Raw genomic sequence first — 15,183 nt, 5'->3', positions numbered from 1 at the left:
AGTGTGATGAGCGAAATATCTCAGCAAGAATTCCAGCGCCGCCGCCAGGCTTTACTGGCACAAATGCAGCCCGGCAGCGCCGCGCTGATTTTTGCCGCGCCTGAAGCGACGCGCAGCGCGGACAGTGAATACCCGTACCGCCAAAGCAGTGATTTCTGGTACTTCACCGGTTTTAACGAACCTGAAGCCGTGCTGGTGCTGATTAAAAGCGATGACACTCATAACCATAGCGTTTTGTTCAATCGGGTTCGCGATCTGACGGCGGAAATCTGGTTTGGCCGCCGTCTTGGCCAGGATGCCGCACCGGCAAAACTCGGCGTTGACCGGGCGCTGGCTTTCAGCGAAATCAACCAACAGCTGCACCTTTTACTCAATGGTCTGGACGCGGTGTATCACGCACAGGGCGAATATGCCTGGGCAGACGAGATTGTCTGTACGGCGCTGGATAAACTGCGTAAAGGTTCCAGACAAAATCTGCACGCGCCCGCCGCGATCATCGACTGGCGTCCTATGGTGCATGAAATGCGCCTGTTCAAATCAGCGGAAGAAATTGCGGTCATGCGCCGTGCCGGAGAGATCACCGCGCTGGCGCATACCCGAGCGATGGAAAAATGCCGTCCGGGGATGTTTGAGTACCAGTTGGAAGGGGAAATTCATCACGAATTTACCCGCCACGGCGCGCGTTACCCATCCTATAACACCATCGTTGGCAGCGGTGCAAACGGCTGTATCCTGCATTACACCGAAAATGAAAGTGAAATGCGCGATGGCGATTTGGTGCTGATTGACGCCGGATGCGAATACAAAGGCTATGCGGGCGACATTACGCGTACCTTCCCGGTAAATGGTAAATTTACCCCAGCACAGCGTGAAATCTACGATATCGTACTGGAATCCTTAGAGACCAGCCTGCGCCTGTATCGTCCCGGGACGTCCATCCAGGAAGTCACCAGCGAAGTAGTGCGTATCATGATTACGGGTCTGGTGAGGCTTGGCATTCTGCACGGCGAGGTCGATCAACTGATTACCGAAAATGCGCATCGCCCATTCTTTATGCATGGTCTTAGCCACTGGCTGGGTCTGGATGTCCATGACGTTGGCGTTTATGGTCAGGATCGTTCGCGTATTCTGGAGCCGGGAATGGTGCTCACGGTTGAACCGGGGCTCTATATCGCGCCCGACGCCGATGTACCGCCTGCCTACCGTGGTATCGGCATTCGAATTGAAGATGACATCCTTATTACCGAAGACGGTAATGAAAATCTGACCGCCAGCGTGGTGAAGAAGGCGGATGACATTGAAGCCCTGATGGCTACGGCGCGACTGCAATGAGCGTGATTATCGTCGGTGGTGGTATGGTTGGTGCGACGCTGGCGTTGGCTATTTCCGAGCTTAGCCATGGGACGCTGCCGGTTCATCTGATAGAAGCGAGCGCGCCTGACAATGATCGCCATCCCGGGTTTGATGCCCGGGCGATCGCGCTGGCGGCAGGGACCTGCCAACAGCTGGCGCGAATTGGCATATGGCAGGCGATTGCCGATTGCGCAACGGCGATCAAAACCGTTCACGTCAGCGATCGTGGCCATGCCGGATTTGTAACGCTGGATGCGCAGGAATACCATATTTCAGCGCTCGGTCAGGTGGTAGAACTGCATGATGTGGGGCTACGTCTGTTTGCGCTGCTGCGTAAAGCGCCGGGCGTCACGCTGCACTGCCCCGACCGCGTAGCCAGCGTGTCACGCACGCAGGAGCGCGTAGAAGTTACGCTGGAAAATGGCGAAATGATCGATGGTCGCCTGCTGGTGGCCGCCGACGGTACGCGCTCCGCACTGGCTACCGCCTGCGGCGTTGACTGGCTGCAACAGCCCTATGAGCAACTGGCGGTAATTGCCAACGTAACGACCTCTGTACCGCACGACGGGCGAGCGTTTGAACGCTTCACGCAATATGGCCCGCTGGCAATGCTGCCGATGTCTGACGGTCGCTGCTCGCTGGTGTGGTGCCATCCGCTGGAGCAGCGTGATGAGATTATGGCCTGGTCCGACGAACGTTTTTGCCGTGAACTACAAACCGCTTTTGGCTGGCGACTGGGACGTATTACCCATGCTGGTAAACGCAGCGCCTATCCACTTTCGTTAACCTCGGCGCAAAAAGCGATTACCCATCGTACCGTGCTGGTAGGGAACGCAGCCCAGACGCTGCATCCCATTGCCGGACAAGGTTTCAACCTTGGTCTGCGTGATGTGATGAGCCTGGCTGAAACGTTGGCCCAGGCGCAGAACAGCGCGGAAGATGTCGGTGATTATGCGGTGCTGGCACGCTATCAGCAGCGCCGCGAACGCGATCGCGAAACGACGATTGGCGTGACCAACAATTTGGTGTATCTGTTTGCCAATCGCTGGGCTCCGCTGGTCGTTGGGCGTAATGCCGGGCTGATGGCGATGGAATTATTCACACCCGCGCGCGATGCGTTGGCGGAGCGAACCCTCGGTTGGGTTGCGCGATAAATATGACCTGTAGGCCGGATAAGGCAACGCCGCCATCCGGCAAGGGTCTCCGCAAAAATGCCTGATGGCGCTGCGCTTATCAGGCCTACGGATTACAGGTTTCGAGGTATAAACAGTGCAAAGTGTTGATGTAGCAATTGTGGGTGGCGGCATGGTGGGGCTGGCGGTTGCCTGCGGCTTGCTGGGCAGCGGGTTGCGCGTTGCGGTGTTGGAACAACATGTTCCGCAGCCTTTGGCAGCGGATGCACCTCCCCAGCTTCGCGTATCGGCTATTAATGCCGCCAGCGAAAAACTGCTGACCCGTCTTGGCGTCTGGTCCGATATTGTCGCCCGTCGCGCTTGCTGCTACCACGGCATGGAAGTCTGGGACAAAGACAGCTTTGGACGAATTGCGTTTGATGACCAGAGTATGGGTTACAGTCATTTGGGGCATATCGTCGAAAACTCGGTGATTCACTACGCACTGTGGCAAAAAGCGCAGCGTTCAGCGGATATCGCGCTGATGGCACCGGCTGAGTTACAGCTGGTGGCCTGGGGAGAAAACGAGGCGTTCCTGACGCTGAAAGATGGCTCTATGCTGACCGCTCGCCTGGTCGTCGGTGCTGACGGTGCAAACTCGTGGCTGCGCAACAAAGCGGATATTCCGCTGACGTTCTGGGATTACCGTCATCATGCGCTGGTAGCGACTGTCCGTACGCAGGAAGCCCACGGCGCGGTTGCGCGTCAGGTGTTTCACGGTGAGGGGATCCTGGCATTTCTGCCGCTCAGTGACCCGAACCTGTGCTCTATTGTCTGGTCGCTCTCGCCGCAGGATGCTGAACGTATGCAGCAGGTAAGTGTAGACGAATTCAATCAGGCGCTGAATATCGCTTTTGATAATCGCCTGGGGTTATGCCAGCTTGAAAGCGAACGCCAGACGTTTCCGCTGACTGGACGCTATGCTCGTCAGTTTGCCGCCCATCGTATGGCCCTTGTGGGTGATGCGGCGCATACCATTCATCCGCTGGCAGGACAGGGCGTGAACCTCGGTTTTATGGATGCGGCGGAGTTGATTGATGAACTTAAGCGCCTGCAACGCCAGGGGAAAGACATCGGTCAGTACCTCTATCTGCGCCGTTATGAGCGTAGCCGTAAGCACAGTGCTGCGCTGATGCTGGCTGGAATGCAAGGGTTCCGTGAACTGTTTGCCGGGGAAAATCCGGCGAAGAAATTACTGCGTGATATTGGTCTGAAACTGGCCGATACCCTGCCAGGCGTAAAACCACAGCTCATCCGCCAGGCGATGGGACTGAACGATCTTCCTGAGTGGTTGCGCTAGCGTCCGTAAGGACAATCTTAAGAGTTTGAGACCCGTCACACTTTCCTCTCCCGGCCTGCGCGCCGGGATGCTTCTCTCATTTGAAATAATCTAATTCCATGCCTTTTTTCGCATTAGTTTTTTTTATATTACGTTTTTTTCATAACGCCATTTTTGACATTTTTTCAACATTTAATGTTGGTTAATGCGGATAATTTCAGTCTGTCTTTATTTGTTATTCTGATTTGTTGCTATGGTTCTGGATTTTTATTCTGTCAGCGATCTGGCTGTTTTTGGTCATAAGCTAATGTGATGGTTAATTTTGCCTTATGGTTTAGCGTCTGTTTCGGTGGTAAGTTCAGGACAAAGAGAACGTTTGCGTCGCAGCCCCTGGAGCGGCTGTGGTGCTGGGTTTCGTGGCGAAGATTTCACCACGAAAGAGTTGATAGCCCCGCTTATTCAACGAGGAAAAGATGGCTCAACAGACTCCTTTGTACGAACAACACACGCTATGTGGCGCGCGCATGGTTGATTTCCATGGCTGGATGATGCCACTGCATTACGGTTCTCAGCTCGATGAGCACCATGCTGTCCGCACCGATGCCGGTATGTTTGATGTGTCGCATATGACCATCGTCGACCTGCGCGGCAGCCGCACCCGGGAGTTCTTGCGTTATCTGCTGGCAAACGACGTCGCGAAGCTAACGAAGACGGGTAAAGCCCTTTACTCCGGCATGCTCAATGCGTCGGGCGGCGTGATAGATGACCTGATTGTCTATTACTTCACTGAAGATTTCTTCCGCCTCGTTGTAAACTCCGCCACCCGTGAAAAAGACCTCTCCTGGATTACCCAACACGCTGAACCTTACGCCATTGACATCACTGTTCGTGATGACCTGTCACTGATCGCGGTGCAGGGACCAAACGCGCAGGCAAAAGCTGCCACCCTGTTTACTGACGAACAACGCCATGCTGTTGAAGGTATGAAACCGTTCTTCGGCGTTCAGGCGGGTGATTTATTTATCGCGACCACGGGTTATACCGGCGAAGCGGGATATGAAATTGCCATGCCGAATGAAAAGGCGGCAGATTTCTGGCATGCGCTGGTACAAGCAGGCGTTAAACCTTGTGGTCTGGGGGCGCGTGACACGCTGCGTCTGGAAGCAGGCATGAACCTGTACGGTCAGGAGATGGACGAAGGCATTTCGCCGCTGGCGGCCAACATGGGCTGGACTATAGCGTGGGAACCGACCGATCGCGACTTTATCGGTCGGGATGCGCTGGAAATGCAGCGTGAAAAAGGCCACGAACAGCTGGTCGGGCTGGTAATGACTGAGAAAGGCGTGCTGCGTAATGAACTGCCGGTGCGTTTCACCGATGCTTCCGGCAACCAGCAGGAAGGCATTATCACCAGCGGGACATTCTCCCCAACCCTGGGTTACAGCATCGCACTGGCACGTGTCCCGGAGGGCATCGGTGAGACCGCGATCGTCCAGATCCGTAACCGCGAAATGCCGGTAAAAGTGACTAAACCTGTTTTTGTGCGTAACGGCAAAGCCGTCGCGTAATTCATCCTTTTTTGGAGATTGATTGATGAGCAACGTACCTGCAGAACTGAAATACAGCAAAGAACACGAATGGCTGCGCAAAGAAGCTGACGGCTCTTACACCGTGGGTATCACCGAACACGCTCAGGAGCTGTTAGGTGACATGGTTTTCGTTGACCTGCCAGAAGTTGGCTCAACCGTTAGCGCGGGCGATGACTGCGCCGTTGCGGAGTCCGTAAAAGCGGCCTCCGATATCTATGCGCCAGTAGGCGGTGAGATTGTGGCGGTTAACGACGCGCTCAGCGACTCCCCGGAACTGGTCAACAGCGAGCCGTATGCGGGCGGCTGGATTTTCAAAATCAAAGCCAGCGATGAAAGCGAAATTGAATCGCTGCTGGATGCGACCGCATATGAAGCATTGTTAGAAGACGAGTAAATACGCTTTTGCCGGATGGCGCTGCGCTTATCCGGCCTACAAAGCATGCGTAGGCCCGGTAAGCGCTAGCGCTGCCGGACTCGTAAACAGAGACAATCACGATTCACTGCACGTTTCAGGAACCATCGCCCATGACACAGACGTTAAGCCAGCTTGAAAACAGCGGCGCTTTCATTGAACGCCACATCGGACCGGACGCCGCGCAGCAGCAAGAGATGCTGAATGCGGTTGGCGCCGAGTCGTTAAATGCGCTGATCGGCCAGATTGTGCCGAAAGACATTCAGCTCGCAACCCCGCCACAGGTGGGTGAGGCGGCGACCGAATACGCTGCGCTGGCTGAATTAAAAGCCATCGCCGGGCGTAACAAGCGCTTCACGTCCTACATTGGCATGGGCTACACCGCCGTGCAGTTGCCACCTGTTATCCTGCGCAACATGCTGGAAAACCCGGGCTGGTACACTGCGTATACGCCGTATCAGCCAGAAGTTTCTCAGGGGCGCCTGGAAGCGCTGCTCAACTTCCAGCAGGTGACGCTGGATCTGACCGGCCTGGACATGGCCTCCGCTTCTCTGCTGGATGAAGCTACCGCTGCTGCTGAAGCCATGGCGATGGCAAAACGCGTCAGCAAACTGAAAAATGCTAACCGCTTTTTTGTGGCCGCTGATGTTCATCCGCAAACGCTGGATGTTGTGCGTACTCGTGCACAAACCTTTGGTTTTGACGTCATTGTTGATGATGCGGCAAAAGCGCTGGATCATCAGGATGTGTTCGGCGTGCTGTTGCAGCAGGTTGGCACTACCGGTGAAGTGCACGACTACAGCGCACTGATTGCTGAGCTGAAATCCCGCAAAGTTGTGGTCAGCGTAGCGGCTGATTTTATGGCGCTGGTTCTGCTGACCGCTCCGGGTAAACAGGGCGCAGACATTGTGTTCGGCTCTGCGCAACGCTTCGGCGTACCGATGGGGTACGGTGGCCCACACGCGGCATTCTTCGCCGCTAAAGACGAATTCAAACGCTCCATGCCAGGCCGTATTATCGGCGTCTCCAAAGATGCAGCGGGCAATACCGCACTGCGCATGGCGATGCAGACTCGTGAGCAGCATATCCGCCGCGAGAAAGCGAACTCCAACATTTGTACCTCGCAGGTCCTGCTGGCTAATATCGCCAGTCTGTATGCCGTTTATCATGGCCCGGTTGGCCTGAAACGCATTGCTAATCGCATCCACCGCCTGACTGATATCCTGGCAGCCGGTCTGCAACAGAAAGGATTGAAGCTGCGTCATGCACACTACTTCGACACCCTGTGTGTTGAAGTTGCCGATAAGGCCGCAGTACTGGCGCGCGCTGAAGCGGCAGAAATCAACCTGCGTAGCGACATCCATAACGCGGTAGGTATTACCCTCGACGAAACCACCACCCGTGAAAACGTGGTGCAGTTGTTCAATGTTCTGCTGGGCGACAGTCACGGCCTGAACATCGACACGCTGGATAAAGACGTGGCGCTCGACAGCCGTTCCATTCAGGACAGTATGCTGCGTGACGACGCGATCCTCAGCCATCCGGTGTTCAACCGCTACCACAGCGAAACCGAGATGATGCGCTACATGCACTCACTGGAGCGTAAAGATCTGGCGCTGAATCAGGCGATGATCCCGCTGGGTTCTTGCACCATGAAGCTGAACGCTGCCGCCGAGATGATCCCTATCACCTGGCCGGAATTCGCTGAACTGCACCCGTTCTGCCCACCAGAGCAGGCGGAAGGTTATCACCAGATGATTGGCCAACTTTCCGAGTGGCTGGTAAAACTGACCGGTTATGACGCAGTCTGCATGCAGCCGAACTCCGGCGCGCAGGGTGAGTATGCGGGGCTGCTGGCGATTCGCCATTATCACCAAAGCCGTAACGAAGGCCATCGTGATATCTGCCTGATCCCGGCGTCCGCCCACGGTACTAACCCGGCTTCCGCACAAATGGCGGGGATGCAGGTGGTGGTAGTCGCCTGTGATAAGAATGGCAACATCGACCTGGACGATCTGCGTGCAAAAGCAGAACAACGTGCCGACAACCTCTCTTGCATCATGGTGACCTACCCATCCACCCACGGCGTGTATGAAGAAACGATCCGTGAAGTGTGCGACGTTGTGCACCAGTTTGGCGGTCAGGTTTACCTTGATGGCGCGAACATGAACGCTCAGGTTGGGATCACTACGCCGGGCTTTATCGGCGCGGATGTCTCGCACCTCAACCTGCATAAAACATTCTGCATTCCGCACGGCGGCGGCGGCCCGGGCATGGGACCGATCGGCGTGAAATCGCATCTGGCACCGTTCGTTCCGGGTCACAGTGTGGTACAGATTGAAGGGATGCTCACCCGTCAGGGCGCAGTTTCTGCCGCTCCGTTCGGTAGCGCATCTATTCTGCCAATCAGCTGGATGTACATCCGTATGATGGGCGCAGAAGGTCTGAAGCAGGCAAGCCAGGTAGCTATTCTGAATGCCAACTACATTGCCAGCCGTCTGAAAGATGCCTATCCGGTGCTGTATACCGGTCGTGATGGTCGCGTGGCGCATGAATGTATTCTCGACATTCGCCCACTGAAAGAAGAAACCGGCATCAGCGAACTGGATATTGCCAAGCGTCTGATTGACTACGGTTTCCATGCGCCGACCATGTCGTTCCCGGTAGCGGGTACGCTGATGGTTGAACCGACCGAATCGGAAAGCAAAGTGGAACTGGATCGCTTTATCAATGCGATGCTGGCCATCCGCGCTGAGATCGATCGCGTGAAAGCCGGTGAATGGTCACTGGAAGATAACCCGCTGGTTAACTCACCGCACACGCAAAACGAGCTGGTGGCGGAGTGGAACCACGGTTATAGCCGCGAAATCGCCGTCTTCCCGGCGGGTGTGGCGAACAAATACTGGCCAACCGTGAAACGCCTTGATGACGTTTACGGTGACCGTAACCTGTTCTGCTCCTGCGTACCGATGAGCGAATATCAGTAATCTGCTGATTCAACTATCTTTTAAAGGCGCTTCGGCGCCTTTATTTTTTGGGAGAAACGTTATGGCAATCGCATTGGTGACGGGCGGCAGTCGTGGCATTGGTCGGGCAACCGCGCTGCAACTGGCGCAAGAGGGCTACACGGTCGCGGTGAACTTTCATCACAACATTCGTGCGGCAACGGAGGTGGTGAACAGCATCGTCGCTGCAGGCGGGAAGGCGTTTGCTTTGCGGGCAGATATCAGCGATGAAAGCCAGGTGGTAGCAATGTTTGAGTCTATTGACCGTGAAGGCGAGCCGCTGACTGCCCTGGTGAATAATGCCGGGATTTTGTTTGAACAGAGCACGGTGGAAAGCCTAACCGCCGAAAGAATTAATCGCGTTCTGGCGACTAATGTTACCGGCTATTTTCTGTGCTGTCGCGAAGCAGTAAAACGGATGTCATTCAAGCACGGGGGGCAAGGTGGGGCGATTGTTAATGTTTCTTCAGCGGCCTCACGGCTTGGCGCACCTTTCGAATATGTTGATTATGCCGCATCGAAAGGGGCTGTGGACACGCTCACCACCGGCCTGGCGCTGGAGGTTGCGGCACAAGGGATCCGCGTAAACTGCGTGCGACCTGGTCTGATCTACACTGAAATGCATGCGTCAGGCGGCGAGCCGGGAAGAGTCGATCGCGTGAAATCACTGTTACCTATGCAGCGCGGCGGACAGCCGGAGGAGGTCGCGCAGGCGATTATCTGGCTGTTGAGCGAGAAAGCGTCTTACGTGACGGGGAGTTTTCTGGAACTGGCTGGCGGAAGGTAATGAGTTGTTTGCCGGATGGCGGCGTAAACGCCTGATCCGGCCTACAGATGAAGTCTCCGTAGGCCGGATCAGCGCAGCGCCATCCGGCAAAAAATCACAGATTCTCGCCGTTGCTGGCAATCACCGCTTTATACCACTCAAAACTCTTCTTACGCGAACGCGACATATCGCCGGTGCCGTCGTCGTGTTTGTTTACGTAGATAAAGCCATACCGTTTGCTGTACTGGCCAGTGGTGAATGACACGCAGTCGATGCAGCCCCACGGCGTGTAGCCCATCAGATCTACGCCATCATAGGTCACCGCTTTCATCATCTCTTCGACATGAGCACGCAGATAATCGATGCGATAGTCGTCGTTGATACTGCCGTCTTCTTCCACTTTGTCGTAAGCGCCAAACCCGTTTTCAACGATAAACAGCGGCTTCTGGTAGCGTTCATACAGCTCACATAAGGCATAGCGTAGACCGACGGGGTCAATCTGCCAGCCCCAGTCGGAGGCTTTTACGTGCGGGTTCGGTACGCTGCCCTCAAAACCAGAAATGGCATCGCCGCTGCCGCCTTCCGCTTTTACCGCGTTGGTCATGTAGTAACTGAATCCGAGATAGTCACAGGTGCCTTCACGCAGGATTTGCTCATCGCCGGCCTCCATTCGGATGTTGAATTCGCGGCGTTCCCACTCGTTCAGTACATATGATGGATAGTAGCCGCGCAGCTGAACGTCAGTGAAAACGTAGCGCTCACGCATCGATTCCTGCGCGAACATCACATCTTCAGGCTTACAGGAGAACGGGTACAGTGGCACCATCGCCAGCATGCAGCCGACTTTCATTTCCGGGTTGATGCGACGTGCCGCCTTTACCGCCAGCGCGCTGGCCACGAACTGGTGGTGCAGCACCTGGTACATAGTCTCTTCCGGGTTTTTATGCTCGGTATACACCACGCCGGAGCAGCAATAACCAAACAGCGGTGCGCGCCAGTTACGCTGGTTGTTGATCTCATTGAAGGTCATCCAGTATTTGACCTTGTGCTTATAGCGCTCAAAAACGACTTCAGCAAAACGGACAAAGAAATCGACGACTTTACGATTGGTCCAGCTACCGTACTGTTGAACCAGGTGCAGCGGCATTTCAAAGTGGGAAAGGGTGATGACTGGTTCAATGTTGTACTTCAGCAGTTCATCGAACATGTCGTCGTAGAACTTTAGCCCTTCTTCATTCGGTTGGGTTTCGTCCCCTTTGGGGAAGATACGGGTCCAGGCGATTGAGGTACGGAAGCATTTGAATCCCATCTCGGCAAACAGCTTGATGTCTTCTTTGTAATGACTGTAAAAATCGACAGCTTCGTGGTTGGGGTAGTACTTACCGGACTCAACTTCCTGAGTGATTTCTCGCGGAACGCCGTGTGCCCCACCGGTCAGGACGTCGCAAATGCTGGGGCCTTTGCCACCTTTGTTCCAGCCGCCTTCAACCTGATGCGCCGCCACCGCGCCGCCCCATAAAAAATCGTTTGGTAAGGTAAGTTTTTTCATCTGCGCTCAGTCTCAAATTAATACAATCTGATTTTGAGTCTAACAAAGGAAAGATAAATGTCACGATATAACAAAATAGCGTAAATGTGATTTGTTACATCAAAAAAACAGATTGTTTTTTTACGCTATTCTTTTCGCCAGCTTGCGACCGAGTGATTCCAGAATATAAATAACAGGGATTTGCGTGGTAATATCATAGACCCCCGCTATGCGGGTTTGCGGTACGTGCCAGGAGAGGTTAAAGTCGGCCAGCTTCGCCAGACGAGAGTGTTCATGGCTGGTGACCGACAGAACCTTACAGTTGTGCAGGCTGAACTGACTGGCAAAGCGCAGGATTTCTTCTGTTTCACCAGAAACGGAAAGCACGATCGCCAGCGCGTTTCTGGCCATGTCGTTAGTGACCGGGAAATAAGGATCGTCAATGTGATTACTGAATTTACCGACGTTTGAGAAAAAACGTGCGCCATATTTTGCCAGCGCTCCAGACGTTCCCGCTCCGACGAATATAATACGTTCGGACGATAATATAATATCAACAGCCTGATCGAGCAGTTTATCGAATTCGTCGTTATTGACGCCTTTAAAGAAACTGATAATTTCGCTGGCACCGAAATTAGCCTGTTGCGGTTCATTCTGCTCTAAATATAATTTGAAGCGCACGCGAAATTCTGAGTAACCCTCACATTTAAGCTTGCGGCAAAAGCGCAGTACGGTGGTAGTGGAAACACCCACGGCATCGGCCAGTTCGCGAATGGTCATGTACATGACTTTGTCACGGTTTTTGATGACATAGTTGTAGACCAGCATCTCAAGATTGTTGAGACTGGCGATGGCAGCGTGGGAGAACATACTCACAATGGCAAAACTCACTCATCAGACTTCATCTACAGGGAATAATAACATGCAGCCAAATGACATCACTTTTTTTCAGCGTTTCCAGGATGACATTCTGGCCGGACGCAAGACCATCACCATTCGTGACGAGTCCGAATCACACTTCAAAGCCGGGGACATTTTACGGGTTGGGCGCTTCGAAGATGACGGTTACTTCTGCACGATTGAGGTTGTTGGCACCTCAACCGTCACGCTGGATACGCTAACGGATAAACATGCCCAGCAGGAAAACATGACGCTTGAAGAACTTAAACAGGTGATTGCCGAGATTTACCCGGATCAAACGCAATTTTATGTGATTGATTTTAAATGTCTTTAACTTTACAGGTACAGCTGTTAGCTGAAATGTAAAATATAATTATATGATTTTAATTAATTATTTTATTTTTGATAAATATTTTAGCTAACAGGTGTTCACTGGAACTATTCTCAGTTACGCTAGAGACGCAATAACGAAAGTGTTCGTTTCTGGGGAGTAACTTATGGTTCAGAAGCCATTAATCGCGCAGGGATATTCGCTGGCAGAGGAAATAGCCAACAGCATCAGCCATGGTATCGGGTTGGTGTTTGGGATTGTCGGACTGGTGCTGTTGCTGGTTCAGGCAGTGGATACCAACGCCAGCGCTATGGCCATTACCAGCTATAGCCTGTACGGCGGCAGCATGATCCTGCTGTTCCTTGCCTCAACCTTGTATCATGCGATCCCCCATCAGAGAGCGAAAATCTGGCTGAAAAAATTCGACCATTGCGCGATTTATCTGCTGATTGCCGGGACCTACACGCCGTTTCTGCTGGTGGGGCTGGATTCGCCGCTGGCACGCGGACTGATGATTGTTATCTGGAGCCTGGCGCTAATCGGTATTTTATTCAAACTGACTATTGCGCACCGCTTTAAGGTTCTGTCGCTGGTAACCTACCTGACAATGGGCTGGCTATCGCTGATTGTGGTGTATCAACTGGCGGTTAAACTGGCGGCGGGTGGTGTGACGTTGCTGGCCGTTGGCGGCGTCGTGTATTCGCTGGGCGTAATTTTCTACGTCTGTAAGCGCATTCCCTACAACCACGCGATCTGGCATGGATTTGTGCTGGGTGGCAGCGTTTGCCACTTCCTGGCGATTTATTTGTATGTTGGACAGGCGTAACCCTTGATGCCGGATGGCGGCTAACGCCTTATCCGGCCTACAAAATGTGCCTGTAGGCCGGATAAGCGTAGCGCTATCCGGCGTTAATCATTTACTCTTCCAGTGAATACGGCAGCGGCACAATATGCAGCGTTTTCGCATCATCACGCACGCGGAACACGCTGTCTGCTTCCATATCGTTATTCATCACGACCTGTACTAACACCTGACCATCGGCCAGCTGCACGGCAGCAAGAACGGTACCGGTACGACGCCAGTTCTCACCCATTTTTAGTTCCAGATCTTCACCCGCTTCTGGTACCCGGCTGGCAGTACCCGCCAGGGTCCACATTGCGCGCTTATTGGCACCGCGAAATTTTGCGCGGGCAACCATTTCCTGGCCGGTGTAACAGCCTTTTTTGAAGCTAATACCCCCCAGAGCCTGAAGGTTAGTGGCCTGAGGAATAAACTGACCGCTGTTGGCGGTGTCGATCACCGGGATACCTGCTTCGATATCCAGCGCCAGCCACTGTTGGCTGTTATTTAACTCAGCTTCACCACGCAGTTTCTCTGTAATCATCTCAGCTGTTGCGACATCAACGATCAGCAGGAAGCGTTCAGATGGATGCTCGAACCACAGAAGGGTGGAAGCGCCGTGGGTAACGACCTGCTTATCGCTGGTTGGCAGTTCGCTAAAGAGATTAGCTAGTGCAGCACGCGCCTGGAAGCCCGCCACGCCCAGCAGGACACGCTCGTCATCCGGGGCAATCACGACCTTCGAGAAGACGGCGTATTTTTTCAGTTCGGTCAATTGGGCATCACGCAGGCTACGGCGTTCAAGCCAGGCAAAACCATCAGCCTGACGGAAGAGGCGCAGGTTGCTCCACATTTTACCTTTGGCATCGCAGTGAGCTGCCAGCAGGTGTTGCTGTTCGGTCATCTGGCTGACATCAGCGGTGACCTGGCCCTGGATGTACTTTTCACTGTCGACACCGGTAATGATGGCGAGAGCCCAGTCGTCGAGCGTCATTAGCGTCAGAGGCAAACGTGCCGACGCAAACGGCTGGCGAGGAGGAAACGATGTAAAAGCCATAATAATGTCCTGATTTGCTTAACGCGGTAATAATGACTAATGGTAAAAGAGCTATGGGCTATTGCAAGCGGTTTAAACATCCTGTTTGTGCCTTATATTAAGCTTTGCGAGGAGACATCCAAAAAAGTGAACCCTTTGACTTAATGTGGTTTTATTTAGCGATCGCGCTTCCGTTTACTGATATTCCCGTAAAAGAGCGTGAAAAACACGTTACAATAGCCGGATACTTCGTTTTCGCGAGACAGGGAAAAGAACATGGATATTAACAACAAAGCACGTATTCATTGGGCATGCCGCCGCGGTATGCGTGAACTGGATATCTCTATCATGCCGTTTTTCGAACATGAGTATGACAACTTAAGTGACGAAGAAAAACGCATCTTTATCCGTCTGCTGGAATGTGATGATCCAGACTTATTTAACTGGTTGATGAATCATGGGAAACCGGCTGATGAGCAGCTGGAGCAGATGGTGCGACTCATCCAGACACGGAATCGGGAACGTGGTCCAGTGGCAATCTGATTTACGCGTTTCATGGCGCGCACAGTGGCTCTCTCTGCTCATTCATGGGCTGGTTGCGGTATTCATTTTATTGATGCCCTGGCCATTGAGCTACACCCCATTATGGTTGGTTCTGCTCTCTCTGGTGGTGTTTGATAGCGTACGCAGTCAGCGTCGCATTAACGCTTGTCAGGGAGATATTAGACTGTTAATGGACGGTCGCCTGCGCTGGCAGGGGCAGGAGTGGTCTATCGTTTGTACACCCTGGATGATTAAAACGGGCATGATGCTGCGTTTGCGTTCCGATGCGGGAAAACGTCAGCATTTGTGGCTGGCAGCGGACAGCATGGATGACGCAGAGTGGCGGGATTTGCGGCGGTTAATGCTGCAACAGGCGAAGCAGGGTTAACGCCGGCGAATGACTGATGGCGAGCAGCTACGGTTTAGCG

General features: G+C 53.5%; 14 protein-coding genes. 11 read left to right on the top strand and 3 right to left on the bottom strand.

The genetic code is table 11. From position 1 onward, the window contains the following. Positions 1 to 6: 6 nt before the first annotated feature. The 7 genes from pepP to OGX91_RS17055 all read left to right on the top strand — a co-directional run bounded on the left by pepP (position 7) and on the right by OGX91_RS17055 (position 9,597). Positions 7 to 1,332: a Xaa-Pro aminopeptidase gene (pepP, locus tag OGX91_RS17085; protein WP_149692355.1), complete on the top strand. Its 1,326-nt coding sequence runs from the start codon at positions 7 to 9 to the stop codon at positions 1,330 to 1,332. Next, entirely contained in the window at positions 1,329 to 2,507 is a 1,179-nt protein-coding gene (gene ubiH / locus OGX91_RS17080; RefSeq protein WP_149692354.1) for a 2-octaprenyl-6-methoxyphenyl hydroxylase, read from the top strand. Before pepP ends, ubiH begins: the two co-directional genes overlap by 4 nt. Positions 2,508 to 2,622: 115 nt before the next feature. Continuing rightward, positions 2,623 to 3,825 (top strand): FAD-dependent 2-octaprenylphenol hydroxylase, encoded by a 1,203-nt coding sequence (ubiI, locus tag OGX91_RS17075; RefSeq protein ID WP_286626952.1) that lies wholly within the window; start codon positions 2,623 to 2,625, stop codon positions 3,823 to 3,825. Between the two features lie 452 nt (positions 3,826 to 4,277). Beyond that, positions 4,278 to 5,372 (top strand): glycine cleavage system aminomethyltransferase GcvT, encoded by a 1,095-nt coding sequence (gcvT, locus tag OGX91_RS17070; protein WP_040232126.1) that lies wholly within the window; start codon positions 4,278 to 4,280, stop codon positions 5,370 to 5,372. A gap of 25 nt (positions 5,373 to 5,397) precedes the next feature. Continuing rightward, positions 5,398 to 5,787, top strand: a complete 390-nt coding sequence (gene gcvH, locus OGX91_RS17065; RefSeq protein WP_005123344.1) for a glycine cleavage system protein GcvH — start codon at positions 5,398 to 5,400, stop codon at positions 5,785 to 5,787. Positions 5,788 to 5,918: 131 nt separating this feature from the next. Continuing rightward, on the top strand, positions 5,919 to 8,792 hold the full coding sequence (gene gcvP, locus OGX91_RS17060) for an aminomethyl-transferring glycine dehydrogenase (RefSeq protein ID WP_286626950.1): 2,874 nt from the start codon (positions 5,919 to 5,921) through the stop codon (positions 8,790 to 8,792). Between the two features lie 61 nt (positions 8,793 to 8,853). Further along, positions 8,854 to 9,597 carry an SDR family oxidoreductase gene (locus tag OGX91_RS17055; protein ID WP_040232130.1) on the top strand — a complete coding sequence of 248 codons (744 nt, stop codon included), beginning with the start codon at positions 8,854 to 8,856 and terminating at the stop codon, positions 9,595 to 9,597. A 94-nt stretch (positions 9,598 to 9,691) separates the two neighbouring features. Here the strand turns inward: OGX91_RS17055 and bglA are convergent, their stop codons facing one another. Together bglA and OGX91_RS17045 are read right to left on the bottom strand one after the other, a co-directional pair. Continuing rightward, positions 9,692 to 11,125 carry a 6-phospho-beta-glucosidase BglA gene (bglA, locus tag OGX91_RS17050; protein ID WP_286626949.1) on the bottom strand — a complete coding sequence of 478 codons (1,434 nt, stop codon included), beginning with the start codon at positions 11,123 to 11,125 and terminating at the stop codon, positions 9,692 to 9,694. A 120-nt stretch (positions 11,126 to 11,245) separates the two neighbouring features. Further along, positions 11,246 to 11,974, bottom strand: coding sequence for a MurR/RpiR family transcriptional regulator (locus OGX91_RS17045; protein WP_003838265.1), 729 nt, complete (start codon positions 11,972 to 11,974; stop codon positions 11,246 to 11,248). Positions 11,975 to 12,026: 52 nt separating this feature from the next. Here OGX91_RS17045 and yqfB point away from each other — a divergent pair, with 52 nt between their 5' ends. Both yqfB and trhA read left to right on the top strand, forming a co-directional pair. Next, positions 12,027 to 12,338 carry a N(4)-acetylcytidine aminohydrolase gene (yqfB, locus tag OGX91_RS17040; RefSeq protein WP_149692351.1) on the top strand — a complete coding sequence of 104 codons (312 nt, stop codon included), beginning with the start codon at positions 12,027 to 12,029 and terminating at the stop codon, positions 12,336 to 12,338. Positions 12,339 to 12,501: 163 nt separating this feature from the next. After that, positions 12,502 to 13,161, top strand: a complete 660-nt coding sequence (gene trhA, locus OGX91_RS17035; protein ID WP_003838267.1) for a PAQR family membrane homeostasis protein TrhA — start codon at positions 12,502 to 12,504, stop codon at positions 13,159 to 13,161. 91 nt (positions 13,162 to 13,252) lie between these two features. On the opposite strand, the gene ygfZ is transcribed toward trhA, so the two are convergent. Continuing rightward, positions 13,253 to 14,233, bottom strand: a complete 981-nt coding sequence (gene ygfZ / locus OGX91_RS17030) for a tRNA-modifying protein YgfZ (RefSeq protein ID WP_005123350.1) — start codon at positions 14,231 to 14,233, stop codon at positions 13,253 to 13,255. A gap of 255 nt (positions 14,234 to 14,488) precedes the next feature. Here ygfZ and sdhE point away from each other — a divergent pair, with 255 nt between their 5' ends. After that, a complete protein-coding gene (sdhE, locus tag OGX91_RS17025; RefSeq protein WP_005123351.1) occupies positions 14,489 to 14,755 on the top strand; it encodes an FAD assembly factor SdhE in 267 nt (88 codons plus the stop codon). Next, a complete protein-coding gene (locus tag OGX91_RS17020; RefSeq protein WP_005123352.1) occupies positions 14,736 to 15,143 on the top strand; it encodes a protein YgfX in 408 nt (135 codons plus the stop codon). The genes sdhE and OGX91_RS17020 overlap by 20 nt, the downstream gene beginning before the upstream one ends. The last annotated feature ends 40 nt before the right edge of the window (positions 15,144 to 15,183 follow it).

The sequence above is a fragment of the Citrobacter sp. Cpa228 genome (assembly GCF_030333085.1).
GTDB classification, from domain to species: Bacteria; Pseudomonadota; Gammaproteobacteria; order Enterobacterales; family Enterobacteriaceae; genus Citrobacter; species Citrobacter pasteurii.
Note: the sequence above shows the minus strand (reverse complement) of the source record. Positions and strands in the feature narration are given on the sequence as shown.

Bases quoted from the DNA above. Each gene is read 5' to 3' on its own strand.
- ubiH (WP_149692354.1), top strand. From the start codon at position 1,329: ATGAGCGTGATTATCGTCGGTGGTGGTATGGTTGGTGCGACGCTGGCG.
- OGX91_RS17055 (WP_040232130.1), top strand. From the start codon at position 8,854: ATGGCAATCGCATTGGTGACGGGCGGCAGTCGTGGCATTGGTCGGGCA.
- ygfZ (WP_005123350.1), bottom strand. From the start codon at position 14,233: ATGGCTTTTACATCGTTTCCTCCTCGCCAGCCGTTTGCGTCGGCACGT.
- gcvP (WP_286626950.1), top strand. From the start codon at position 5,919: ATGACACAGACGTTAAGCCAGCTTGAAAACAGCGGCGCTTTCATTGAA.
- gcvT (WP_040232126.1), top strand. From the start codon at position 4,278: ATGGCTCAACAGACTCCTTTGTACGAACAACACACGCTATGTGGCGCG.
- OGX91_RS17045 (WP_003838265.1), bottom strand. From the start codon at position 11,974: ATGTTCTCCCACGCTGCCATCGCCAGTCTCAACAATCTTGAGATGCTG.
- sdhE (WP_005123351.1), top strand. From the start codon at position 14,489: ATGGATATTAACAACAAAGCACGTATTCATTGGGCATGCCGCCGCGGT.
- bglA (WP_286626949.1), bottom strand. From the start codon at position 11,125: ATGAAAAAACTTACCTTACCAAACGATTTTTTATGGGGCGGCGCGGTG.
- yqfB (WP_149692351.1), top strand. From the start codon at position 12,027: ATGCAGCCAAATGACATCACTTTTTTTCAGCGTTTCCAGGATGACATT.
- gcvH (WP_005123344.1), top strand. From the start codon at position 5,398: ATGAGCAACGTACCTGCAGAACTGAAATACAGCAAAGAACACGAATGG.
- pepP (WP_149692355.1), top strand. From the start codon at position 7: ATGAGCGAAATATCTCAGCAAGAATTCCAGCGCCGCCGCCAGGCTTTA.
- trhA (WP_003838267.1), top strand. From the start codon at position 12,502: ATGGTTCAGAAGCCATTAATCGCGCAGGGATATTCGCTGGCAGAGGAA.